Origin of the sequence: Herbiconiux sp. SALV-R1, assembly GCF_013113715.1 — a bacterium.
In the GTDB taxonomy this organism is placed as follows: Bacteria; Actinomycetota; Actinomycetes; order Actinomycetales; family Microbacteriaceae; genus Herbiconiux.
On the sequence record NZ_CP053344.1, the window covers coordinates 4,201,805 to 4,223,931 of the forward strand.

General features: G+C 70.3%; 23 protein-coding genes. 11 read left to right on the forward strand and 12 right to left on the reverse strand.

The annotated features are described in order from the left end of the window. Window positions 1-35 precede the first annotated feature (35 nt). Window positions 36-788 carry a helix-turn-helix domain-containing protein gene (locus HL652_RS19970; protein WP_171706922.1) on the forward strand — a complete coding sequence of 251 codons (753 nt, stop codon included), beginning with the start codon at window positions 36-38 and terminating at the stop codon, window positions 786-788. A 3-nt stretch (window positions 789-791) separates the two neighbouring features. Here the strand turns inward: HL652_RS19970 and HL652_RS19975 are convergent, their stop codons facing one another. From HL652_RS19975 to HL652_RS20010, 8 genes are all read right to left on the reverse strand, one after another. Further along, window positions 792-1,718 carry a hypothetical protein gene (locus HL652_RS19975; RefSeq protein WP_171706923.1) on the reverse strand — a complete coding sequence of 309 codons (927 nt, stop codon included), beginning with the start codon at window positions 1,716-1,718 and terminating at the stop codon, window positions 792-794. After that, window positions 1,715-2,551, reverse strand: a complete 837-nt coding sequence (locus HL652_RS19980; protein WP_171706924.1) for a carbohydrate ABC transporter permease — start codon at window positions 2,549-2,551, stop codon at window positions 1,715-1,717. The genes HL652_RS19975 and HL652_RS19980 overlap by 4 nt, the downstream gene beginning before the upstream one ends. Window positions 2,552-2,556: 5 nt before the next feature. After that, a complete protein-coding gene (locus HL652_RS19985; protein WP_171706925.1) occupies window positions 2,557-3,462 on the reverse strand; it encodes a carbohydrate ABC transporter permease in 906 nt (301 codons plus the stop codon). Further along, window positions 3,450-4,736 (reverse strand): ABC transporter substrate-binding protein, encoded by a 1,287-nt coding sequence (locus HL652_RS19990; RefSeq protein ID WP_171706926.1) that lies wholly within the window; start codon window positions 4,734-4,736, stop codon window positions 3,450-3,452. Before HL652_RS19990 ends, HL652_RS19985 begins: the two co-directional genes overlap by 13 nt. A 112-nt stretch (window positions 4,737-4,848) precedes the next feature. Further along, window positions 4,849-6,282 (reverse strand): aldehyde dehydrogenase family protein, encoded by a 1,434-nt coding sequence (locus HL652_RS19995; protein WP_171706927.1) that lies wholly within the window; start codon window positions 6,280-6,282, stop codon window positions 4,849-4,851. A 181-nt stretch (window positions 6,283-6,463) separates the two neighbouring features. Next, complete coding sequence (locus HL652_RS20000; protein WP_171706928.1) at window positions 6,464-7,312, reverse strand: hypothetical protein; 849 nt, start codon at window positions 7,310-7,312, stop codon at window positions 6,464-6,466. A 7-nt stretch (window positions 7,313-7,319) separates the two neighbouring features. Next, the gene (locus tag HL652_RS20005; RefSeq protein WP_171706929.1) at window positions 7,320-7,505 is read right to left on the reverse strand and encodes a hypothetical protein; all 186 of its coding nucleotides are present in this window, start codon (window positions 7,503-7,505) and stop codon (window positions 7,320-7,322) included. A 63-nt stretch (window positions 7,506-7,568) separates the two neighbouring features. Continuing rightward, on the reverse strand, window positions 7,569-8,933 hold the full coding sequence (locus HL652_RS20010; protein ID WP_171706930.1) for an NAD-dependent succinate-semialdehyde dehydrogenase: 1,365 nt from the start codon (window positions 8,931-8,933) through the stop codon (window positions 7,569-7,571). 125 nt (window positions 8,934-9,058) lie between these two features. On the opposite strand from HL652_RS20010, the gene HL652_RS20015 reads away from it, so the two are divergent. The 9 genes from HL652_RS20015 (at window position 9,059) to HL652_RS20055 (ending at window position 17,845) form a co-directional block, all read left to right on the forward strand. Then, on the forward strand, window positions 9,059-9,664 hold the full coding sequence (locus HL652_RS20015) for a TetR/AcrR family transcriptional regulator (protein WP_171706931.1): 606 nt from the start codon (window positions 9,059-9,061) through the stop codon (window positions 9,662-9,664). A 127-nt stretch (window positions 9,665-9,791) separates the two neighbouring features. Next, window positions 9,792-10,073 carry a (2Fe-2S)-binding protein gene (locus tag HL652_RS20020; protein ID WP_171706932.1) on the forward strand — a complete coding sequence of 94 codons (282 nt, stop codon included), beginning with the start codon at window positions 9,792-9,794 and terminating at the stop codon, window positions 10,071-10,073. Beyond that, window positions 10,073-11,257: an NAD(P)/FAD-dependent oxidoreductase gene (locus HL652_RS20025; RefSeq protein WP_171706933.1), complete on the forward strand. Its 1,185-nt coding sequence runs from the start codon at window positions 10,073-10,075 to the stop codon at window positions 11,255-11,257. Before HL652_RS20020 ends, HL652_RS20025 begins: the two co-directional genes overlap by 1 nt. Further along, on the forward strand, window positions 11,254-12,642 hold the full coding sequence (locus HL652_RS20030; RefSeq protein WP_171706934.1) for a 2Fe-2S iron-sulfur cluster-binding protein: 1,389 nt from the start codon (window positions 11,254-11,256) through the stop codon (window positions 12,640-12,642). The genes HL652_RS20025 and HL652_RS20030 overlap by 4 nt, the downstream gene beginning before the upstream one ends. Before the next feature lie 8 nt (window positions 12,643-12,650). Beyond that, window positions 12,651-13,691 carry an ABC transporter substrate-binding protein gene (locus HL652_RS20035; protein ID WP_171706935.1) on the forward strand — a complete coding sequence of 347 codons (1,041 nt, stop codon included), beginning with the start codon at window positions 12,651-12,653 and terminating at the stop codon, window positions 13,689-13,691. Next, a complete protein-coding gene (locus HL652_RS20040) occupies window positions 13,676-14,521 on the forward strand; it encodes an ABC transporter permease (protein WP_171706936.1) in 846 nt (281 codons plus the stop codon). The genes HL652_RS20035 and HL652_RS20040 overlap by 16 nt, the downstream gene beginning before the upstream one ends. Further along, a complete protein-coding gene (locus HL652_RS20045; protein ID WP_171706937.1) occupies window positions 14,518-15,306 on the forward strand; it encodes an ABC transporter permease in 789 nt (262 codons plus the stop codon). The genes HL652_RS20040 and HL652_RS20045 overlap by 4 nt, the downstream gene beginning before the upstream one ends. Continuing rightward, complete coding sequence (locus tag HL652_RS20050; RefSeq protein ID WP_171706938.1) at window positions 15,303-16,466, forward strand: ABC transporter ATP-binding protein; 1,164 nt, start codon at window positions 15,303-15,305, stop codon at window positions 16,464-16,466. The genes HL652_RS20045 and HL652_RS20050 overlap by 4 nt, the downstream gene beginning before the upstream one ends. After that, on the forward strand, window positions 16,463-17,845 hold the full coding sequence (locus tag HL652_RS20055) for an NAD(P)/FAD-dependent oxidoreductase (protein WP_171706939.1): 1,383 nt from the start codon (window positions 16,463-16,465) through the stop codon (window positions 17,843-17,845). The genes HL652_RS20050 and HL652_RS20055 overlap by 4 nt, the downstream gene beginning before the upstream one ends. A 6-nt stretch (window positions 17,846-17,851) precedes the next feature. Here the strand turns inward: HL652_RS20055 and HL652_RS20060 are convergent, their stop codons facing one another. The 4 genes from HL652_RS20060 to HL652_RS20075 are packed head-to-tail and all read right to left on the reverse strand — an operon-like array spanning window position 17,852 to window position 20,146. Then, window positions 17,852-18,412 carry a hypothetical protein gene (locus HL652_RS20060; RefSeq protein WP_171706940.1) on the reverse strand — a complete coding sequence of 187 codons (561 nt, stop codon included), beginning with the start codon at window positions 18,410-18,412 and terminating at the stop codon, window positions 17,852-17,854. Then, window positions 18,412-19,083, reverse strand: coding sequence for a TetR/AcrR family transcriptional regulator (locus tag HL652_RS20065; protein ID WP_171706941.1), 672 nt, complete (start codon window positions 19,081-19,083; stop codon window positions 18,412-18,414). The genes HL652_RS20060 and HL652_RS20065 overlap by 1 nt, the downstream gene beginning before the upstream one ends. Window positions 19,084-19,132: 49 nt before the next feature. Continuing rightward, window positions 19,133-19,489, reverse strand: a complete 357-nt coding sequence (locus tag HL652_RS20070) for a hypothetical protein (RefSeq protein WP_171706942.1) — start codon at window positions 19,487-19,489, stop codon at window positions 19,133-19,135. 9 nt (window positions 19,490-19,498) lie between these two features. Then, window positions 19,499-20,146 carry a TetR/AcrR family transcriptional regulator gene (locus HL652_RS20075; RefSeq protein WP_171706943.1) on the reverse strand — a complete coding sequence of 216 codons (648 nt, stop codon included), beginning with the start codon at window positions 20,144-20,146 and terminating at the stop codon, window positions 19,499-19,501. A 121-nt stretch (window positions 20,147-20,267) separates the two neighbouring features. Between HL652_RS20075 and HL652_RS20080 the strand changes: the two genes are divergently transcribed. Further along, a complete protein-coding gene (locus HL652_RS20080; protein WP_171706944.1) occupies window positions 20,268-22,073 on the forward strand; it encodes a carboxylesterase/lipase family protein in 1,806 nt (601 codons plus the stop codon). The last annotated feature ends 54 nt before the right edge of the window (window positions 22,074-22,127 follow it).

Consider the following 22,127-nt stretch of genomic DNA (forward strand, 5'->3'; position numbering starts at 1 on the left):
GGCGCGCCAGCAGCAGATCGGACGAGCAGAGCAGGATGAGCACGACGAGTTCCGACCGGATGCTGTCGGTGATGGACCTGTTCACGCCCGAGAAACCGGAGTGGACGGTCGAGGAGGCCTGCGCGGTGCTCGGCCAGTCGGAGAGCACCGTGTACCGGTACTTCCGCAGCCTCAGCGCTGCCGGCCTGATCTTCAGCGTGCGCGCCGGGCGGTATCTGCTGGGGCCCGGCATCGTGCACTTCGATCGGCAGCTGCGCACCTCGGATCCGCTCATCCGGGCGACCGAGCCGGGCATCCTGGAGATCGCGGCGCAGTACTCCGAGCCCGGGATGCTGTTCATCAGCCGCATCCACCGCGACTACCTGATGACCATGCACGAGCACCGCCTCGGGTCGTCGCCCTTCCCCGAGGGCCCCTATGACCGCGGCAAGCTGGCTCCGCCCTTCGCCGGGGCGCCGGCGCTCGCCATCCACTCCTTCGCCGAGGTGCGCATGGTGCGCTCGATCTTCCGCGCGACCGGGGGGAGCGACGACGAGTGGCTCGAGATGAAGCGGGCGATGCGCGCGATCAGGGCGAACGGCTACGCGGCCGACGTCGGCGGGGAAGACGACGGCATCGTCTACGTGTCGGTGCCGCTGAAGAGGGCCGACTTCGGCATCGCCGGGAGCCTCACCATCGCCCTGTTCAGCCACGACGACGACGCCGCGGTCATCGAGCGGGCGGCCCGGCTGCTGACAGCCGCCGCCGACACGATCGCCCGCGAGGCCCTCAACTCCGCCTCGCGCTGACCCTCACAGGCCCGAGCCCTCGTCCCACCCGTTCCCCGACCCGTAGCTGAGCGGGATGAACACCGGCGCCTCGATCTCGTGGATCTGGCCGGAGTAGATCTTGAAGATCTCCAGCCACTGCGTCGAGAACGGCAGCGGGCTCGGAAGGCGGTCCACCCCCGGGTAGCCGACGAGCGGTGAAGCGCGCACATCGCCGTTCTGGATGAACAGCGGGAAGCAGGCCACCAGCCCCTTCTGCTCGTCGATGACGATCGGCCTCCTCGGCCACACCTTCTGCAGATCGGCGAAGAGGCCGGAGTCGATCTGATCGGCCGGAGACCGCACGCTCATCCCGTCCATGAGGATCTGCATCCTCGCCCGGTCGTCGGCGGGGGTGTTCTGAGGGAGCAGCAGCTGGGGCGGTGTCTCGTTGCCCGTGGTGCGCAGTCCTGTCTCGTGCCGCACGCAGTCGTCGGCGAAGGGAGCGCGGCCGCTGTCCTCGCTCGTCAGCGCGTCGAAGTAGGAGTCGGCGATCAGCTGCAGCTCGGTGCGATCGTTGCGGAGCTCGGCGGGCACGTCACGCCCGAGGGCCGGCCGCGGTGACGCGAGGTTCGGCCAGGCGGCGGGCTGGATGAGGTCGGTGAGCAGGTGCTCCGCCTCGATGAGCCGCTCGTTCCGGAACCGCAGCCGGATGCCGACCAGGAACGGTCGACCGCGCACGTCGGCGAGGCCACCGATCACCAGTTGATTCGAGACCGGGTCGATCACATCGACCCGGAAGTTCTCGGGTGCCGTCGTCAGCCCGCGCCACAGAATGCCCTCCCCGAACGGGATGGCGACGGTGTTCTCGGTCATCCGCGCGCCGGAGTCGCGGGCGACAGCGGCCGGCGAACCGTCGAGCAGGGCGGTGAGATACGCGTCGCCCTGCTGTCGCAGCCACTCCCGCGTCAACTCTTGACCCCGCCCGAGAAGCCCTGCATGAGGCGGCGTTGCGAGAAGATGAAGAAGATCATCACCGGGATGAAGGCGATGACGACGACCGCGAAGATCTTGTTCCACTCGGCGACCAGGTTGCCGACGTACTGGTACATCACGACCGGCAGCGTCGGGAAGTTCGATCCGCCGAGGAAGATCAGCGGCGTGAAGAAGTCGTTCCAGATCGCCACACCGGCGAGGATGGCGACGGTGCCGGTCACCGGGGCCATCAACGGCAGGACCGAGTGCCAGTAGGTGCGGAAGGGCCCCGCTCCGTCGATGGCCGCGGCCTCCTCGTAGTCGCGGGGGTGGCCGCGGAAGAACGAGGCATAGAGGAAGACGCACAGCGGCAGGAACATCCCCGAATAGATGAGGATCAGGCCGATCAGCGTGCCGGTCAACCCGAGGGCGCGGGCGCCGACGTACAGAGGAACGACGCCGAGCTGCGTCGGCAGGATGATGGCGACGAGGAAGAGATAGAACGAGGCCTTGGCCCAACGCCTCGTCGAGCGCACGATCACGTAGGCGCAGAACGACCCGAGCAGAATGACGATGGCGAGGCTGCCGACCGTGAGCACCACGCTGTTCACGAACCCGGCGACCACACTGTTGCGCCCGGTGGTGGTGAGCACCTCGACGAAGTTCGACCACTGGGGATCGGTCGGCAGGGCCAGCGGCGACGTGCTGCGGAACTCGTCGGTGGTTTTCATCGAGCCCACTAGCAGGATGTACAGCGGCAGGGCGAACACGGCGGTGACGAGGATCATGACGATTTCCCGCACGAAGGTCAGGGGAGTGTACGTGAACATCGGTGCTACCCTCCGGAGCGCTCTCGCGTGATGAATTGCTGGATGATCGCGAAGATGAGGATGATCACGGTCAGGATGAGCGACAGCGCGGCGCCGTAGCCGAAGTGGCCCTGTGTGAAGGCCTCCTGGTACACCAGGAGCGCCAGGTTCTTGCTCGAGCTCACCGGGCCGCCGCCCGTCATGGCGAGGATCGGGTCGAACAGGCGGAGGCCGAAAATGAGCGACAGCATGGTCGCCACCGTCACGGAGGGGCGCAGCGCCGGCAGCGTGACGTAGCGGAACCGCTGCCACAGGTTCGCCCGGTCGAGCGACGCAGCCTCCTCGAGCTCCGGCGGAACGCCGGCGAGGCCGGCGAGGAAGATCACCATCGAGATGCCGACCCCCTGCCAGACGATGACGACCACGACCGTCCAGATCGCCGTCTCGGGGTCGCCGAGCCAGGTGCGCTGGAGATCGGCGAGGCCGACCGCGGCCAGCACCTGGTTGAGCAGGCCGTCGTACTCGAAGATGAACTTCCAGACGTAGGAGACGGCGAGCGGGCTGAGCGCGATCGGCAGGAAGATGATCGCCCTGAGCACGTAGCGCGACTTCAGGCCGCGGTTGAGCGCGAGGGCGAAGAGGAGGCCGAGAACCGTCGTGCCGACCATCTGTGCGAGAGCGTAGAGCAGGGTGTTGCCGATCACTCCCACGACCGCGGGGTCTTGGAAGATGGCGACGAAGTTGTCGAACCCGACCAGATCGAACGAACCGATGCCGGTGTAGTCGGTGAAGGCGAAGAAGGTGCCGGCGAACGTCGCGGCGTACTGCACCAGCAGCACGGCGAGGATCGCTGGAGCCGCCCACCACCACCTCCCGAAGGAGAGGAGTGGGCGGCCCCGGCCTGACGCCGGCGACGTCGTTACTTGCTCCACGCCGCATCCATGTCGGCGAGCACCTGATCGACCGTCTTCTGACCGGTGAACAGCCCGGGCACATCCTCCTGCATGGCCGCCAGCACGCCGTTCGGCCAGGTGAGGCCGGGCTCGGAGATGACCTTGCCGTCGGCGACCAGCGACTTGATGGGCTCGTACACGCCCTCCAGCGAGTCGGCGTTCAGATCGCCCGCGGGCACCGTGCCGGTGATGTCGGCGATCTGCTGCAGGTTCTCGGGCTGGGCGAGCCACTCGAGGTAATCCTGGGCGACAGCGTTGTTCGCGTTCGCCGCGGCGGTCGAGAGGGTGAACTTCACGGAGTTGACGACCCTCACGTCGTCGGCGGTCTCGCCGGGGAAGGGGTACACCGAGGTGGTCTCGTTGGGGAGCAGGCCCGACAGGTCTTTCCAGATGTCGGCCTCGCCCGTCGTGAGCGAGAGCACCGAGGGTGTCTCGCCGGCGGCGACACCCGTCCAGAACTCGCCCTGGGCGGCCTCGGCTCCGTCTTGGTAGCAGCCCGCCTGATACATGTCGGACAGGGTCTGGATGGCGTAGCGCCAGCCCTCGGTGTCGGAGAAGGTGACGTCGCCGGCCGCGCGCTTGGCATCCCAGTCGGGGTCGTTCGCGTAGACCGAGCTCGCGGCGATCAGGATCGCCTGGCCGTCTGCGGTGAAGGAGGAGCCGAACTGGCCGAGCGTGAAGGCGTAGCCGTTCGACTTCGCCGTGGGGCAACTCTGCAGCATCTCCGAGACGGTCTGGGGCCACTCGACGCCGGCTTTCTCGAGGTTGCCGTCGAAGACCACCGCTGCCCTCGGGGCGTTGAACACGGGCATGCCGTACGCCTTGCCGTCGGAGCCGTAGGCCGCACTCTCGTCGGGGTTGATGAGGTCGGCTGCCGCCCCGCTCACCTCGCCGAGCAGACCGGCGTCGCCGAGGCTGACGAGTCCCTTCGGGCCGGTGCCCGGCTCGGTGAGGAAGAGGTCGGGGGCGTTGCCGCCCTGGAGCCTGGTGTTGATGGCCGAGTCGTAGCCGTCGATGTAGATCGGCTCGACCTCGACCTTGACGCCGGTCTCCTCGCTGTACTTCTCCGCCATCGTCTCCCACGGGGTGGTGGAGCCGGCCTTCGGGTAGGCGAACGTCAGGGTGACGTCGCTCCCTGTCGCGTCACCCCCGCCCGAGGGTTCGGCGGTGGAGCAGCCGGCCAGCATGAGAGCGGAGACCGCTCCGATGCCGATGACGAGCAGAGGGCGGCGGAACCGTTGACGCTGTGACATGTCTCTCCTGACAACATTGTCGAGCCTCGAGGGTACGAGGTGAGGTGGATGGGTGGTGGAGCGGGTCTTCCTGGTGGTGCGGGACGGGTGGTGCGGGACGGGTGGTGCGGGACTATACGGATCGGTAGATGTGCTTGACTTCCTGGAACTCGGCGAGGCCGCCGGGCCCGTTGAGGCGGCCGAGGCCGCTCTTCTTGTAGCCGCCCTCTTCGAACTGGTCGAAGATCTGCGCCCACGCGTTGGTCCAGACGGTGCCGGCCTCGATGGCCTGCGACACGCGCAGCGATCGGGCGCCGTCGCGTGTCCAGACGGAGGCCGCGAGGCCGTAGTCGGTCGCGTTGGCTCGGAACACCGCCTCCTCGTCGCTGTCGAAGGTCTCGAAGGTCGCGACCGGCCCGAACACCTCGTCCTGCACGAGGCGGGAGTCGAGATCGGTCACGCCGATCAGCGCGGGACGGTAGAAGGCGCCGCGCCCCTCGGTGGGGCCGCCCGCGAGGATGACCTCGCCTCCGCTCTCGCCGACCATCCGGCTCACCCGGTCGACCGAGGCGTGGTCGATCAGCGGGCCCATCTGGGTGTCGGGGTCGATGCCGGGCCCGACCTGCACGCTGCGGAGCGAGGTGGCGAGGCGTTCGCGGAGCTCGTCGGCGACAGAGGAGTGGGCGAGCACGCGGCTGCCCGTCATGCAGAACTGCCCGGCGAACGTCGTGACGGCCGCCGTGAGCGTCGGCACGACGGCGTCGAAGTCGGCGTCGTCGAAGACGATCATCGGCGTCTTGCCGCCGAGCTCGAGCGAGACACGCTTGAGCTGGGGGGCCGCGGCAGCCATGATCCGGGCGCCCACCGCCGAACTGCCGGTGTAGCTGATCACGCCCACCCGGCGGTCGGCGACCAGGGCCTTGGCACCCTCGTCGCCCGACTCGGTGAAGAAGTTGACGACGCCGGCGGGCAGCGACGCCGTCTCGGCGAACAGTCCGGCGATGAGGGCGTTGGTGAGCGCGGTCTGGGCGGGCATCTTCACGGCGACCGTGCATCCGGCGGCGAGTGCCGGAGCGATGGAGCGGATGGACAGGATGCCGGGCGAGTTCCACGGCACGATCACGCCGGCGACACCGATCGGCTCCCGCGACAGGATGGAGAAGCCCGACGGCGTCTCGGCGGCCGTGCCCAGGTCGGTGAGCGCCTGGCCGGCGAAGTAGCGCAGCTTCGGGGCGGCGATGCTGAGCTCGAACTGGGCCTGCGCGAGGGGCTTGCCGTTCTCGAGCGTGATGGCGCGGGCGATGCGGTCGAGGTTGCGCTCGAGCGTCAGCGACAGATCCCAGAGGGCGCGTGCGCGCTGTTCGCGGTCGGTGCGCCAGGAGGTCGTGGTGAACGCGGTGTGCGCCGCGGCGATCGCCTCGTTCGCGGCGTCGAGGCCGCCGTCGTGGAACTGCCCGAGCGTCTCGTCGGTCGCGGGATTGAGCGACTCCTCCAGGGGACCGATCTCGCGCCATTCCCCGTCGATGTACTGCCGGGCCGGCTCGGCGGTGAACGGGTTGAGGGGCATTTGAACTCCTGAGCGCTTAATCATCATTGATTATCACCATGTGGGATTGAAGGTGACTTAGCGATGATCATGCCGCCTCACCGGCTCGCAAGGCCAGCGTTACGACGACGAACTCTGCAGGCCCGACTGCGCTCACAACGCAGTACGACGAGTTCGGCGCGGAATGAGACCGCTGCCAGCCCTACAACCCCGAGCGGAACTCGATGATGACGTCGTCGGCGGTCGGGCTGATCCACGCGAAGAGCGAGAAGCGTGTCGTGTCGACGTCGCCGGTGTCGTCGGCGGTGTACGAGAAGCGGCCGGGCGTGAAGGTCGCCCGGAGGGGCGGCTCGGCGGCCACGCCGTCGACGTAGTCGACCTGGTACGTGGCGATGCCCTCCAGTGCGGGCAGCTCGGAGACGGCGACGTCTCGGGCGAAGTCGGCGCGCAGGCGGAGCGAGGTCGGGCAGTTCTCGCCCACCTCGGGCAGGGAGGCGAAGCACGAGGCGATGAACGCCTCGGCCTCCTCCGTCACCTGCGTCTCGAGCGCCTCCGTCGCCGAGTACAGAAGGGCACCGTCCACAGCGTCGCCGAAGACGTCCGACGACGAGCTCACGGCGGTGCCGCCCGCGACGATCAGCTCGAGGTCGTCGGCCGTGACGAACTCGCTCTGAGCGGCCGCCAGTGTGTAGACACCGGGGTAGAGCAGCGTCGCCCGCTGCGGCGCGTCGTCGATGCGCGGGCCGCTGACGTCGACGGGGGCGGATGCGATGGTCGCCGCCCCGATCTCCGGCAGGTTGGTCTCGACCCGCAGCGGCACGAGGAGCGGGTCGATCACCCGCCACCGCGGGAAGCCGTACCAGGTGTCGGCGAGGCGCTCGACCCGCAGGGTGGCTCGGCTGTCGACCCCGGCGACGCTGTACTGCGCGTCGATGTCTACCATGTCGCCTACCGCGACGCCGGCGTCGTCGCCGTCCGTTCGCAGCTCACCCACGACGAGTCGCTCGGTCGATGCGGCAGAAGCCGTCTCGATGACCTCGCTGTCGAGCACGACGTGGTCACCCGCATCCCTGGGCGCCTCGCTCGCTGTACACGATCCAGGCCACCACCGCGAGCAGGAGCACACCCCCGACCACGCTCGTCACGACGATCCTCTGTCGCGACCAGGGCCGCCCGGTGGATGCCGGCGCCTGCGTGCTCTCCGCCGTGCCCGCCATCGTCGCCCCGTCCCTCGCGATGCTCAAGTCTGGCGCGAGGGGCGGCTCCCCGCATCGGCCGGTGATGCCGGGCCTGGGTGGTGAGACCGGTCAGCTGAGGGTGCGCACGAGCTTGCGGTTCACGAACTCGCGGATGCCGTCGCGGCCGAGTTCGCGACCGAAGCCGGAGCGCTTGACCCCGCCGAAGGGGATGTCGGCACGTTCCGCGCCGACGGCGTTGACGAACACCATGCCGACGTCGAGGCCGCGCGCCACCCGCTCGGCCTGCTCCGCGTCGCGCGTGTAGACGTACGAGCCGAGGCCGTAGGGGGTGTCGTTGGCGATGCGCACGGCGTCGTCTTCGGAGGCGGCGCGGAACAGCATGGCGGCCGGGCCGAACAGTTCTTCGCGGTACGCCTCCGAGTCGCGCGGCACGTCGAGCAGCACCACGGGTGCGGCGAAGGTCCCGTTCGACGCGCCACCGCGGATCACGGTCGCGCCCTGCTCCTCCGCCTGGGACACCTGGTTCTCGAGTGTGCGCGCGGCCGAGACCGAGCTGAGGGGGCCGAGCACGGTTCCGGGAACCCGGGGGTCGGCGGGGTTCAGCTTCGAGACGGCGGCCACGAAGAGATCACGGAACTCGTCGAACAGCTCGTCGATCACGATGAAGCGCTTCGCGGCGTTGCACGCCTGGCCGGCGTTGGCGAACCGAGCGCTCACGGCCGCGTCGACGGTGGCCGGCAGGTCGTCGGTCGACAGCACGAGGAACGGGTCCGATCCGCCGAGCTCCAGCACGACCTTCTTGAGGTGACGCCCCGCGATCTCGGCCACTGCCGCACCGGCCCGCTCCGACCCGGTGAGCGAGACGCCCGCCACGGCGGGATGCGCGATGACGGCTGCGATCTGCCAGTGGTCGGCGTAGATGTTGCGGTAGGCCCCCTCGGGGAATCCTGCGTCGAGGAAGATGCGCTCGATGGCCGCCGACGACTCCGGGCACTGCTCCGCGTGCTTCAGCAGGATCGTGTTGCCGGCGACCAGGTTCGGGCCGGCGAAGCGGGCCACCTGATAGTAGGGGTAGTTCCAGGGCATGATGCCGAGCAGCACGCCGACCGGCGCCTGCTGGATGGTCGCTGCACCCGACCCCGCGGGAAGCTCGATGGTCTCGTCGGTCAGCATGGCCGGGCCCTGGTCGGCGTAGTACTCGTAGATCGTGGCGCTGAAGTCGACCTCGCCGAGTGCCTGATCGGTCGGCTTTCCCATCTCGCGGGTGATGATGCGGGCGAGTTCGTCGCGCCGTTCGCGGTGCAACTCGGCCACGCGCCGGAGGAGCGCGGCCCGGTCGGCCGGGGTCGTGGAGCCCGCCCACTCGCGCTGGACGGCCCGGCCGCCGGTGATGTGGGCCTCCAGTGTCTCGTCGTCGAGGAGCGGATACTCCGCCAGGGTCTGTCCGGTGCTGGGGTCGGTCACGGCGTACATCGCGGCTCCTTCGCGGTCAAGTTGGCCAATAATACAACATTATTGGGTGAGATCGCCCGCCGGGTGGTGAGGATGTGCCTCGTAGGATGAGGGTCGGGGCATGCACGCGAGGGAAAGGCGTCAGGATGGCGGATACAGCGGTCACCGACCTGGCCACGGATCGGCGGGAATCCATCCTCGCCGCCACCGTCCGCTGCATCGCGCGACAGGGGTACGACGCCGTCCGCCTCCGCGATGTCAGCAAGGAGGCCGGTGTCTCGGTCGGCCTGCTCCAGCACTACTTCGAGTCGCGCGACGAACTCGTCGACCAGGCCATCACTTTCGGCAACGACAAGCTCATCTCGCGATGGGACGACGCCTTCGCCGACCGCACGGCCCGCGACCGCATCGTCGCCTCCATCGGCAAGGTCGCGTTGCGCCCGGAGCTGCGCGAGGTGAGCGTGCTGTGGGTGGAGTTCGCGCGCGCCGCGATGCGCCACGACCACCTGCGCGATCGCTACCGCGCGGTCTACGACGCGTGGCATCGGCACTTCCTCGACATCCTCACGGCAGGCATCGCCGACGGCTCCTTCCGGCCCGCGCTCGATCCGAACGACGCTGTGCGCGCTCTGCTGGCGTATTTCGACGGCTACGAGCTCGAGGTCGCCACCGGTGTCGTCGAGGCCGACGTCGGCGCGTTCGAGGAGCGCACCGTGAACGTGGCGCTCGCGCTGTTCGGCGCGACCCGCTGACGCGGCGGGCCCACCCTGCCCGCCGGAGCATCCGGTTCACACCTCCGGAACTTGTTCTTGCGCTCGGCAATAATTTCATATTATGGTCGCTCCACAGCCGGTCAGACGACGACGAAGGAGCCGCACCGTGGGCAGCCCAGCACAGCGCAAGACCATCGTCTGCCCGTGCCAGGACGTGACACTCGGCGACATCCTCGACGCCGTCGAGCACGGCCACACGAACGTCGAGACGGTCAAGCGGGCGACCGCCGTGTTCATGGGTGCCTGCCAGGGCAAGACCTGTGCCCCTCACGTGGAAGCCCTCCTCTCCGAGCGGGGCGGGAGCGAGCAGGAGTACCGGCGGCCGTCGGCCCGGCTGCCCGTGCAGCCGGTGCTCCTCGGCATGCTCGCCGACCCCGGAGAGAACTGATGCTGCCGGGCGTCCACACGGGCGCGATCCGCAGCGGCTACGACGTCGTCATCGTCGGCGCCGGCATCCAAGGGCTCGCCCTCGCGCATGAACTCGCCAAGCGCGGCATCACCGACGTTCTGGTCATCGACCGCTCGTGGCCCGGGGGCGGAGCGAGCGGCCGCAACGGCGAACTGATCCGCTCGGCCTTCTCGTCGCCCGAGTGGTGCGGGCTGTTCGACCTGGCACTCGACAAGTGGCAGACCCTCAGCGCCGAACTCGACTACAACATCCTCTTCAATCGCGACGGCTACGCCGTGCTCGCCTCCACCGAGGAGCAGTGGGCCATGCTCCAGCGCGATCGTGCCTTCCAGCGGAGCATCGGGCTGCGCTCGGAACTCCTCGACGACGCGGATGCCCGGCGCCTCCTGCCCGCGGCGGCTCCCGAGATGGTGCGCGGAGCGCTCTACCAGCCGCACGGGGGGTTCGCCCACCACGACTCCGTGGTGGCGGGCTACCTCGAGCAGGCGGCTGCGCGGGGTGTCCACGTGGTCGGCGGACGGGAGGTCGTCGCCGTCGAGCGCTCCGGCTCACGCGCGACGGCGGTGGTGCTCGCAGACGGCACCCGCATCGGGTGCGGCGTGGTGGTGAACGCCGCGGGCGGGCACGCCCCCGATGTCGACAGGATGCTCGGCGTCGAGCTCGGAATCCTCTCGGCCCGACTCGAGATGATCGTCACGCAACCGATGAGGCCCTTCCTCGGCCCCGCGGTCGCGGCACTCGACCTGCTCGGTTACTGCCACCAGACGATGCGGGGTGAGTTCGTCGGCGGCACCGAGCTCGCTCACGTCGACCAGACCACGAGCCTCCGTGGCACCTGGGCCATGGTGCGCGACATGGCGACGAAGTTCACCCGCCTCTTCCCGTCGCTGGCCGGGGTGCGACTGCTGCGTCACTGGGCGGGCACGGTGAGTCAGACTCCCGACCTGGCGCCCGCGCTCGGGCCGGTTCCGGAACTCGAGAACGTCGTGCTCTCGGTCGGCTGGGTCTACGGCTTCATGGGAGCGCCGGCCGCCGGCGAGCTTCTCGCCGCCTACATCGACACCGGTCGCGTCGACCCGCGGCTCGCCCCGTTCGGCATCGAGCGGGTGCGTGAGGGGCGCTGGATCGCCGAGGGCTCCCTCGTCGTGGAGACTGCAGCATGAGCGCCGACACCGTCGTCTTCACCTTCGAGGGCAAGCAGCTGACCGCCCGCCCCGGGGTGAGCATCGCCGCAGCGCTGGCGGCGCACGGCGTGCACACGCTCGGGCGCAGTGTGAAGTACCACCGCCCTCGCGGCTACACCTGCGGCTTCTCGGCCTGCGGCGACTGCCCGCTGACGGTGAACGGCCTCCCCGGTGTGGAGTCCTGCTCGCGAGAGGTCGCGCCGGGCGACGAGGTGTCGCGGGAGCTCGGCTGGCCGAGCGCCTCGTTCGATCTGCTCCGCGTGGCCGACCTGGTGGCTCGCTGGATTCCCGCCGGGTTCCAGTTCCGCCTGTTCACGCGGGCGCCTCGGCTCAGCCGCGCATCCGGACGCGTGCTCAAGAACCTCGCCGGGGGAGGCCGCTTTCCCACCGTCGCGGCGGCCCGTGCGTCGCAAGCCGTCGACGTGCGCCGTGTCGACGCCGACGTGGTCGTCGTCGGAGCCGGGGTCAGCGGGCTCCAGTCGGCTCGCGTCGCCGCGGCGGCCGGTCGATCGGTGGTGCTCGTCGAACGTCCCGCGCCGACCAGACGGGCCGAGGTGCGCACCGAGCCGGTGATCGGGATGGACGGCGCCGAGGTCACCCGTGCCGAAGCGCTCGGCGAACTGCGCGACGCGGTGGCCGCTGACACCCGCATCGGCCATGTGACGGGCACGGTGTTCGGCGTGATGGACGGTCTCGTGCTCGTCGACTCGGGCGCCACCCGATGGGAGATCACCCCGGGCCACCTGGTCGTGGCCACCGGGAGCTACGAGACCACCCCGCTGTTCCGGGGCAACGATCGGCCCGGCATCCATCTCGCCGACGGAGCCCTCAAGCTCCGGCGCGAGTCGGGTCGCCCCCTCGGCCGGCGGGTCGTCGTCGCCACCGACTCCGACCGCGGTCACGCCGTCGCCGCCGCGCTGCGGAACGCGGGAGACACCGTCGTGCGGGTGCTCGACACGCGCTCCACGCCGGGTGTCGAGGGCCGAGCCGACGGGCTCCGTTCGGGAACCGATGCCGAGTACGGCATCGAGCTCGCCGGCACCCGCGGCTGGGGGCGCGTCTCCGCCGTCGTGTATCGCCGCGAGAACGGCGATCGCGGTGTCGTGCGGGCCGACGCGCTCGTGCTCGCGTTCGCCCGCCGGCCCGCCGACGAGCTGGTGCTCCAGACGGAGTACCACGACGAGGAGGCGGTGGGCGCTCCGCCGCTGACCGTCGTGGGTTCGGCATCCGGCGCCGACCGGACAGACCTCCACCGCACCGCGACCCTCCTTCGGGACGCGCTCGCCGAGACATCGACTTCTCCCTCAGCACCATCCTCAGCACCACCCACATCCGCAATTCCCTTCCACCCCCGAAAGAAGTGAGGAACGCAATGATCCGCAGAAAGTTGCTCGGCACCATCGGCGCCGGAGTCGTGGCAGCGCTTGCGCTCGCCGGATGTGCGTCCGACGGCGGCGGCTCCACGGCCGCTCCGGATGCGCTCACCGTGGTGAGCTACGGCGGCGCCTACCAGGAAGCCCAGTCGGAAGCCTTCTTCAAGCCGTTCGCCGCCGACACCGGCATCACCGTCACCGAGGACAGCCCCACCGATTACGCCCAGCTGCGCACGATGGTGGAGAACGGGCGCCCGACCTGGGACCTCGCGCTCGTCGCGAACGACTTCGGCACCGCAGCCGACGCCGACTACCTCGAGCCGATCGACTACAGCAAGATCGACAAGTCGGCTCTCGTGGAGGGCGCGGCGCAGGAGTACCGCGTCGCCGCCGACATCGAGGCGAGCGTCATCGCCTACCGCTCCGACGCGTTCTCCACCCAGCCGACCACGTGGGCCGATCTGTTCGACACCGAGAAGTTCCCGGGCAAGCGCATCTTCAACAAGCTCTCCTCGGGCGGCGTGCTCGAGGCGGCACTGCTCGCCGACGGCGTCGCCCCCGACGAGCTGTACCCGCTCGACGTCGACCGCGCCCTGAAGAAGCTCGACACCATCAAGGACGACATCATCTGGTGGGACACCGCGGCGCAGTCGCAGCAGCTCCTCGAGTCGGGTGAGGGCGCGATCGGGCTGGTCTGGGTCGGGCGCGCGGTCGACGCGTCGAAGCAGACGCCGATCACCATCAACTGGGACACCTGGTTGCAGGTCGACGCCTACTGGGTCATCCCCAAGGGCGCGCCCGGCGCATCCGCTGCACAGGATCTGCTCGCCGCCGCGCTGCAGACCGGCCCTCAGCTCGCTTTCGCCGAGCTGTCGGACTACGGGCCCGTGAACGCGGAGGCCGCGAAAGACCCGGCGGTCACGGCGAACGAGAACCGCCCGACGAACCACCTCGACACCCGGGTGAGCGTCGACGACGACTGGTGGGGTGCGAACGCCGAAGACGTGGACAAGAAGTTCCAGGCATGGCTGGTCAGCTAGGCTCCCAGGCCCGCGCCACCCGGCTGGCAGGATGGATCCTCATCCTGCCGGCCGGGGCGTTCGCCGCGATCTTCTTCGTGGTGCCGCTGGTGCTGATGATCAGCACCAGCTTCCGTGACGGCACCGACACCTACGCGGAGGTGTTCACGTCTCCCGTCTACGGCACGGTGTTCGTGAACACGATCCGCACGGCGGTGCTGACCACCGTGTGCTGCGTGCTGATCGGCTATCCCTTCGCCTACGCGCTCACCCGCTCGGGCCCCCGCCTCCGGCTCGTGCTGCTGGCCGTCGTGCTGCTGCCGTTCTGGACCAGCCTGCTGGTGCGGAGCTTCGCCTGGGTGGGGCTGCTGCAGGACTCGGGGCTGCTCAACCAAGCCCTCGCCGCACTCGGCCTCACCAGCGAGCCCCTCGCGCTCATCCGCACCCCCGTCGGAGTGCTCATCGGCATGGTGCACGTGCTGCTGCCGTACATGGTGCTCCCGCTCATCGCCACGATGGGCCAGATCGACCCCTCGGCCCTTCGCGCCGCCTCCAGTCTCGGGGCGGGGCCGTGGCGCCGCTTCGTGCGCGTCTTCCTCCCGCTCAGCCTGCCCGGCGTGCTCTCGGGCGCCATCCTCGTCTTCGTGCTGTCGCTCGGCTTCTACATCACGCCGGCCCTGCTCGGCGGCGTCGACAGCACCATGATCGGCGAGACCATCGTCAACGAGGTCACCCGGTTCGGGCCCGTCACGGCAAGTGCGCTGGGCCTCGTGCTCCTGGCCGGTGTGCTCATCTCGCTCGCCCTCCTCCTGGGCGTGCGCTCGCTCCGCCGAAAGGAAGGACGGTCATGAGACGGCCGACCGTTCGACACGTGCTGCTCGGGGTGTTCGTCGCCGTCGTGAGCCTGTTCCTCGTGCTCCCGACCCTCATCATCATCCCGATGTCGTTCAACTCCTCGTCGACCCTCGGCGTCTTCAACGCCGGCTGGACCACGGAGTGGTACGAGAACCTCGTCACCGACCCCTCCTGGGGGAGGGCCGCGCTCACCAGCCTGCAGGTCGCGATCGGCACGACCCTCCTCTCCACGGCGCTCGGCACGGCCGCGGCCATGGGCATCCAGCGTCTGCCGGAGCGGGCGCGGCTGCTGCTGCTCGGGGTGCTGCTCAGCCCGCTCATCATCCCGCCGGTCATCATCGGCATCGGGCTCTACGTGCTGTACCTCAGGTGGTACCTCGACGGCACGATCCCCGGGTTGATCGCCGCGCACACCATCCTCAGCGTGCCGTTCGTCGTGGTGACGGTCTCGGCCAGCCTCAGCCAGGTCGATCCGGTCTACGAGCGAGCCGCCGCGAGCCTGGGTGCGCCGCCGTGGGTGCGGTTCCGGCGCGTGCTGCTGCCGATGATCGCACCCGGCGTGTTCGGCGGCGCCCTGTTCGCCTTCGTCAGCTCGTGGGACGAGGTCGTCATCTCGATCTTCGTCACCGACGCCACCACCCGCACCCTTCCGGTGCTGATGTGGAGCCAGATGCGCACGCAGGTCACGCCCACGCTGGCGGCGATCGGCGTGCTGCTCACCATCCTCTCGCTCATCGCGCTCGTCGCGACCCGCCGCCTCACCAAAGGACAGACCTCATGAGCAGTGCCGAGAAGCCCGCCCTCGAACTCCGCAACGTCACAAAGCGGTTCGGTGACTCCCTGGCCGTCGACGACGTGACCCTCACGCTCGAGCCGGGCACCTTCCTCACCATGCTCGGGCCCTCCGGTTCGGGGAAGACCACGACCCTCAACATCATCGCGGGGTTCCTCGACGCCGATTCGGGGAGCGTGACTCTCGGCGGCCGCGACCTCACCTCGCTAGCGCCCTACAAGCGGGACATCGGGGTGGTGTTCCAGAACTACGCGCTGTTCCCGCATCAGACGGCCCTGCAGAACGTCGCCTTCCCACTCGAGATGCGAGGTGTCTCCCGTCGTGAGGCGCGTGTCCGTGCGATGGGGGCGCTCGAGATGGTGGAACTCGGCAAGCGGGCAGACCGTCTTCCCAAGCAGCTCTCGGGCGGCCAGCAGCAGCGCGTCGCGCTCGCGCGCGCCATGGTGTTCGAACCCGACCTGCTGCTCATGGACGAGCCGCTCGGCGCCCTCGACAAGAAGCTGCGCGAGACCATGCAGATCGAGATCATGCGCCTCGGCCGGCAGACCGAGTCGACCATCGTCTACGTCACGCACGACCAGGAGGAGGCGCTCGTCATGAGCGACCAGATCGCGGTCTACAACGAGGGCCGCATCGTGCAGCTGGGTACGAGCGAAGACCTCTACGAGCGGCCGCGCGACCTGTTCGTCGCCGACTTCATCGGCGAGTCGGTGCGGCTGCCGTGCGTGCGGGAGGCCGACGGGTCGTTGCACGGCGACGGGTGGTCGTGCTCCCGGGCGGGGCAGGACTTCGCCGAGGGGCGGGACGCGGTGCTCGTCGTGCGGCCGGAGCGGATGCGGCTGCAGGCGGTCGGGGCGTCGGGAGCGGATGCGCGTGGCGGCACCGACGGCGCAGCCGGTGCGGTCGGCGCGGGCGTGCAGGGCACCGTCGTCGAGGCGATCTACGTCGGCAACGCCGTGAAGTACCTCATCTCCACCTCGGCCCGCCAGGAGATCGAGGTGCGGGTCGACCGGGCGCGGCCCACCGACCCGATCCGCCCGGGGGATGCCGTCGTGGTGAGCTGGGATCCGGATGACGCGACCGTGGTCTCCGGGCCGATCCCGGCGCCGCCGACCACCTCGGCGACCTCCCTGGTCGGGTCGCGATGACCGCGCTGCGGAACGGCGACTTCGGGTTCTGGATGGCGCACGAGTCGCTGCAGCCCCCGGCCTCCGGTCCGCTCCGCGAGAGCCTGGACACCGACGTCGCGATCGTCGGCGGCGGATACTCGGGGCTCTGGGCGGCGATCGCGATCAAGCGCCTCGATCCGACGCGGCGCGTCGTCGTGCTCGAAGCGACGGCTCTCGGCCGTGGCGCCTCGGGGCGGAACGGCGGATGGCTCTCGGCGAAGACCGTCGGCATGCGCGGTGTGCTCGCGAAGGGGAGCGGGCGGGAGGCGGTGAAGCTCGCCGATCGTCTGCTCGATCGGGCCATGCACGACACCGTGGCCCTCATGGAGTCGCACGGCATCGACATCGAGGCGGTGCACGGCGGCTGGCTGCAGATCGCCCGCTCGGCCTCCGAGGCGGCGAGACTCAGAGCATCGCTCGAGTCGTACCGGGCCTGGGGGGTCGACGAGACCCACCTGCGCTGGATCGACCGGCGCGAGCTCACCGCCGAGATCGACGTGTCCCGTGCCGTCGGGGCCCTCCGCTCGCCGGACTGCTACCGCATCAACCCGTTGAAGCTGCTCTACGGCCTCGCGACCATCGCCATCGGGGCCGGTGTCGAGCTGTACACCGACAGCCGGGCGACCGACATCACCGCCGGCAGCCTGCGAGTCGGGAGCTCGACGGTCTCGGCGCGCTCCGTCGTCATCGCCACCGAGGGGTACACGGCTCAGCAACCCGGCCGCGGGCGGGACGTCCTCCCGCTGAACAGCGCCATGATCGCGACCGCCCCTCTTCCTCCCGAGACCTGGCGGCAGATCGGCTGGGACTCGCGGGCCGGCATCTCCGGCGCCGCCCACACCTACTTCTACGGCCAGCGCACGAACGACGACCGCATCATCATCGGCGGGCGCGGCAAGCCCTACCGTTTCGGCTCGCGCACCGACCGCGACGGAGAGGTCGACGCGGCGACGGTCGCGGCCCTCGAGACGATGCTGGCCGAGCTCTTCCCCCACGCCGACGTGCGCGCCGAGTACGCCTGGTGCGGCGTGCTCGGAGTGCTGCGCGACTGGAGCCCGATCGTCGACGACCACGGCGACGGCGTCTACGAGGTCGGCGGCTACGCCGGCCAGGGCGTGACGGCCGCCAAGGTGGCCGGCGACACCGTGGCCGCGCTCATCACGGGGACGGATGCCCCGGAGCGCCGCATCCCGTGGATCCGCCGTCGCCCCCGCAAGTGGGAACCCGAGCCGCTGCGCTGGATCGGCGCCAACGGGCTCTACCGCGCCTACTCGGTCGCCGACTGGCACGAGGCCCGCACGGGCAGCGGCCGCACCTCCGTCATCGCCCGGCTCGCCGATCGCGTCGCGGGGCGCTGAGGCCGTTCACTCCTGCGCGGGAGACCGCCGCGACACGACGAGCACCCGGCCCGCCTCGTTGACGGCGACGAGGAGGAACGCGAGGCCGGTCGTGGTGGCGAGGGCGGCGTCGAGGTGCTCGCCCAGGTACTCGGCGCCGTAGCGGGTGCCGAGGGTGACGGCCCAGAGGAGCGCTCCGATCCATCCCGTTCGCATCTCGAAGGCCGGCAGGGGGCGCGGGCCCGAGCGGCCGCGGCGCTCCGCCCGACGCGCCGCACGGTGCTCCAGCGCCGCCCGGCTGCGCTCCGAGAGCGGGCGGAACCGTGCCACCCGCCCGGCGACCAGGCCGCAGGCGAGCGCGACGGCGACCGCCCCGGCGAGCAGCGCCCACTCGATCGGGGTGGCGGTCAGCAGGCCGGTGTTGAGCAGGCTGATCGCGCCGATCAGCCCGAAGATGGTGGGCACGCCCCATTCGCCGCGGGTCGAGAGCGGTGTCCAGCGCAGCTCCTTGTAGATGGAGTAGAGCACGTAGACGAGCGCGCCCAGTTCCTGCAGGCGGCCGGTGACCTCCAAGATCTCCAGAACCATCAGAGTCCACCTTCCCTGCCGTCGGCGGCGTCGTCGGCACGGTCGTGGACCTGGGCGATGCCGCGGATGACCGCCTCCAGCTGCCGGTCGAAGCGCCGGCCCGGCTCGGCGCGCTCGTACCCCGCGCGGGCCACGAGCGGAGCGTCGTCGCCCACCCGCGACCGCCGGGCCTCGGGGGAGTAGCGCTCAGGGTCGCCCGCCGACTGCAGGCGCTCCTGCTCCTCGATCACGAAGCCGGTGACGAACGCGGTGACGACCTCGACCGCGTCGAAGATCGCGGCGACCGGAATGCCGTCGTCGCTCCAGCGCCGGAACCAGGGCTCCTGGGCGCGCAGCACGGCGGGGTCGGTGATGAGGGTGCCGCTGAACGTGCGGGCACCGTCGCGGTGCAGCAGGTACTCGTCCCTCAGCGCGTGACCGTAGGCGGCGAGGTCGTGCAGCCAGTCGCCGTCCGGCGTCCGCTCGGTCAGTGCGGCGACGACCCGGCGCGTGATCTCGGTGCCCATCTCGTCGAGCAGGTGCTGCTTGCTCCTCACGTGGTAGTACAGCGCCGGCGCCTGCACTCCCAGCCGCGCGGCCACCGCACGAACCGTCACCGCCTGCGCACCGCCGTCGTCGAGCGCGGCCAGCGCCGCCTCGACGACCGCCTTCTGTGAGATCCGCTGTGCCACGCATCCATTTAACTTAGTTAGAAAGGACGCCGCAATGGTCCCCGCCCCGTCAGGCTGATCCTGATCCCGAGAGTGGTGCGAGAAGCACGGCGCCGACGAGGAGGGCGGTGCTGAGCGCAAGCGCGGCGCCGTCGCCGAGCACGGGGTCGCGGCGGCGGAGCGCCCGGCGTGCGGCAAGGGCGAGCAGCATCAGAGACGCGCCGAGGGCCCAGGGCATGAGGATCCACCATCCGGTAGTCCACGCGAGAGTCGCCACCGTCTCGCCGGCATCGAGGAGCGCCGGCGAGCCCGCCGGCTGTACCCAGAGGGCGTTGTGGAGGGCCAACGCGAGCATCGTCGCCGTGGCCAGGGCGACTGCCGCGACGCCCACCGCCGTCGGCCGTCGAGTCGAGGTCGCGTCGCTCACACCGGAACCCTAACGGGGTGCGGGTGGCGGCGTCGAGGGCTCGGTGAGGCCCCGGATGACCGCGGCGACCACGGTGCGACGCGTGTGGGCGGCGTCGGCGTCGACCGGGGCCAACCCGACGGCCCCGACGTGGGCGGCCACGACCGACTTCGCCAGTGCCGTGGGCGTGACGACGGGAGTGCGGCCGTGGGCGCGGGCGAAGGCGGCGAGTCTCTCGCCGAGCGCGCTCGCGACGTCGCCGCGGTCGATCGACATCGATTCGGCGAACTCGGGGTCGGCTGCTGCCTTGGCCAGGAGCACCGTGCGGAGGGAGAACCAGTCGCGGTCGGCCGGCAGGGTGTCGAGCAGGCGCCCCACCGCGTCGTCGAGCGTCAGATCGTCGTCGTCGGCGGTGGCTGCGGCCACCTCCTGGCCGAGGGCCTCGTGCAGCCGTGCCCACACGATCACCGACTGCTCTCGGTGCAGCGCGCAGTAGAGCTGATCGACCGTGGCGAAATTCGAGTAGAAGGCGCCCCGGGTGAAGCCCGCGCGGGAAGAGATCTCCTCGACGCTCTGGCCGATGGTTCCGCGCTCGTCGAAGAGGGCGGCGGCGGCATCGAGGAGGCGGCGCCGCGTCTGCGTTCTCCGCCGTCGGGGCGGTGGTTCGCCCACGCTCACGAACTCAGCTTAGATCCCGGGATGCGACCTCGCCTGATTTGGATACACTCTGTACTCAATGCATTCTGTATCAAAATCTCGACCGAAGTGTCGACCGACATTTCGTCGTCCCGCCGCCCGGGTGGTCGCACTCGCCGTGCTCGCCGCGCTCGTGGGGGGTGGGCTGGCGTGGGTGAACGGCTCGCCCTGGTGGGGGTGGGTCCTCGTCGGCGTGACCGTCGTGCTCGCCGGGGGTGCCGCAGGGGTGCTGCGCCCCCGCAGACGTGTCATCCAGGCGACCGCGTGGCTCGCCGCTCTCGGCGTCGTCGCAGGCACGGCGATCGTCGCAGCTCCCATCCCGGGCACACGCACCCTCGACGGCCCGCGCACCGCGCCGGTGGCGACCGCAGAGGGTGACGTCATCGGGGTGCGCGACGAGGTGACCGGCGTCGAGGCGTTCGCCGGAGTGCCCTACGCGGCCCCGCCGGTCGGCGACCTGAGATGGGAGCCGCCGAGCCCCGCTCCCCGGCGCAGTGCTGCGCTCGTGGCCGACGACTTCGGGCCCTCCGCGTTCCAGCCGGAGCCGAGCTTCGTGACCCGGGCCGCGACCCGGCTGCTCGACGTGCCCCTCGAGCAGACCCTGCTGGGCGGCTACGCCTCCGACGAAGACAGCCTCCGGCTCAACGTCTGGCGCCCGGCGGGCGCCTCGACGGCCGACCCCCGCCCCGTGCTCGTCTACCTGCACGGCGGCTCCTTCGCCTCAGGATCGGGCGCGCTACCGCTTTACGACGGTGCCGCGCTCGCCTCCCGCGGTGACATCGTCGTGGTGACGATCAACTACCGCCTGGGGGTCTTCGGGTTCCTGGCCGACGACGCGCTCGGCGACACGACAACAGGCAACCAGGGGCTCCTCGACCAGCTCGCCGCGCTCCGCTGGCTGCAGCGCAACATCGGCGCCTTCGGCGGTGATCCGGCCCGCGTGACCGTGGCGGGCGAGTCTGCCGGTTCGGGGAGCGCGTGCATCCTGGGCGTCTCACCGCTGGCCGCGGGCCTCCTCCACGGCATCATCGGTGAGAGCGGCGGATGCTTGGGCCCCGCGGGCGATCGCGAGGCGGGCGACCTCTACGACGACGCGTCGACGGCGCGGCAAGCCGCCCGCGACCTCAGCGCGGCGCTCGACGGCGCGACGCTGGACGAGATGAAGGCGATGCCCGCCGAGCGCATCGCCGCCGCGGCGAAGGAGCTCTCGCTGCACTGGTGGCCCACGGTCGACGGCCACGTGCTCCCCGACACCCCCACCGCCCTGTACGGCAGCGGCCGTCAGAACGACGTTCCGCTGCTGCTCGGAAGCAACGCCGACGAGACCTCCCTCGACCTCATCGCGGGGCTCGACACCGACCCCGACACGTACGAGCGGGAGATCCGCGACGCCTACGGCCCCGATGCCGACAGGTTCCTCGCGCTGTACCCCCGAGGTGACACCGAGAGCGTGGCCTCGTCGCGCATCCGCTCTTCGACGCACCAGTCGATGACCGCCCCGATGCGCGAGTGGGGTCTCGCGGCCACCGCGTCGGGGCGATCGCCGGCCTACACCTACTACTTCTCGCGCACGCCGCCCGTTCCCGGGCTCGAACGCTTCGGCGCGTACCACGGCGCCGAGATCGCCTACGCCTACGCCAACCTCGGCGTCGACGGCACGCCCGAACCCGCGGGGGTCGACGGCCGACTCGAGGAGGAGATGTCGCGGTACTGGATCGCCTTCGTCACGCACCTCGACCCGAACGCGTCGGGCCAGGCCCGCTGGCCGTCGATGCGCGACGAACCCCAGAGCGTGCTCGAGTTCGGCGACGTCACCTCGGTCGTCCCGCGCCCCGACGCGGAGGCCGTCGACTTCTGGCTGCAGCGCCGACCGTCGACGGCGGGGAAGACCGCCGGGGAGGAAGAATGAGCCCGTCGCCTTCGCCAGACCAGTCGATGGGTTCCGCCCTGCCTCGCCGTTCGC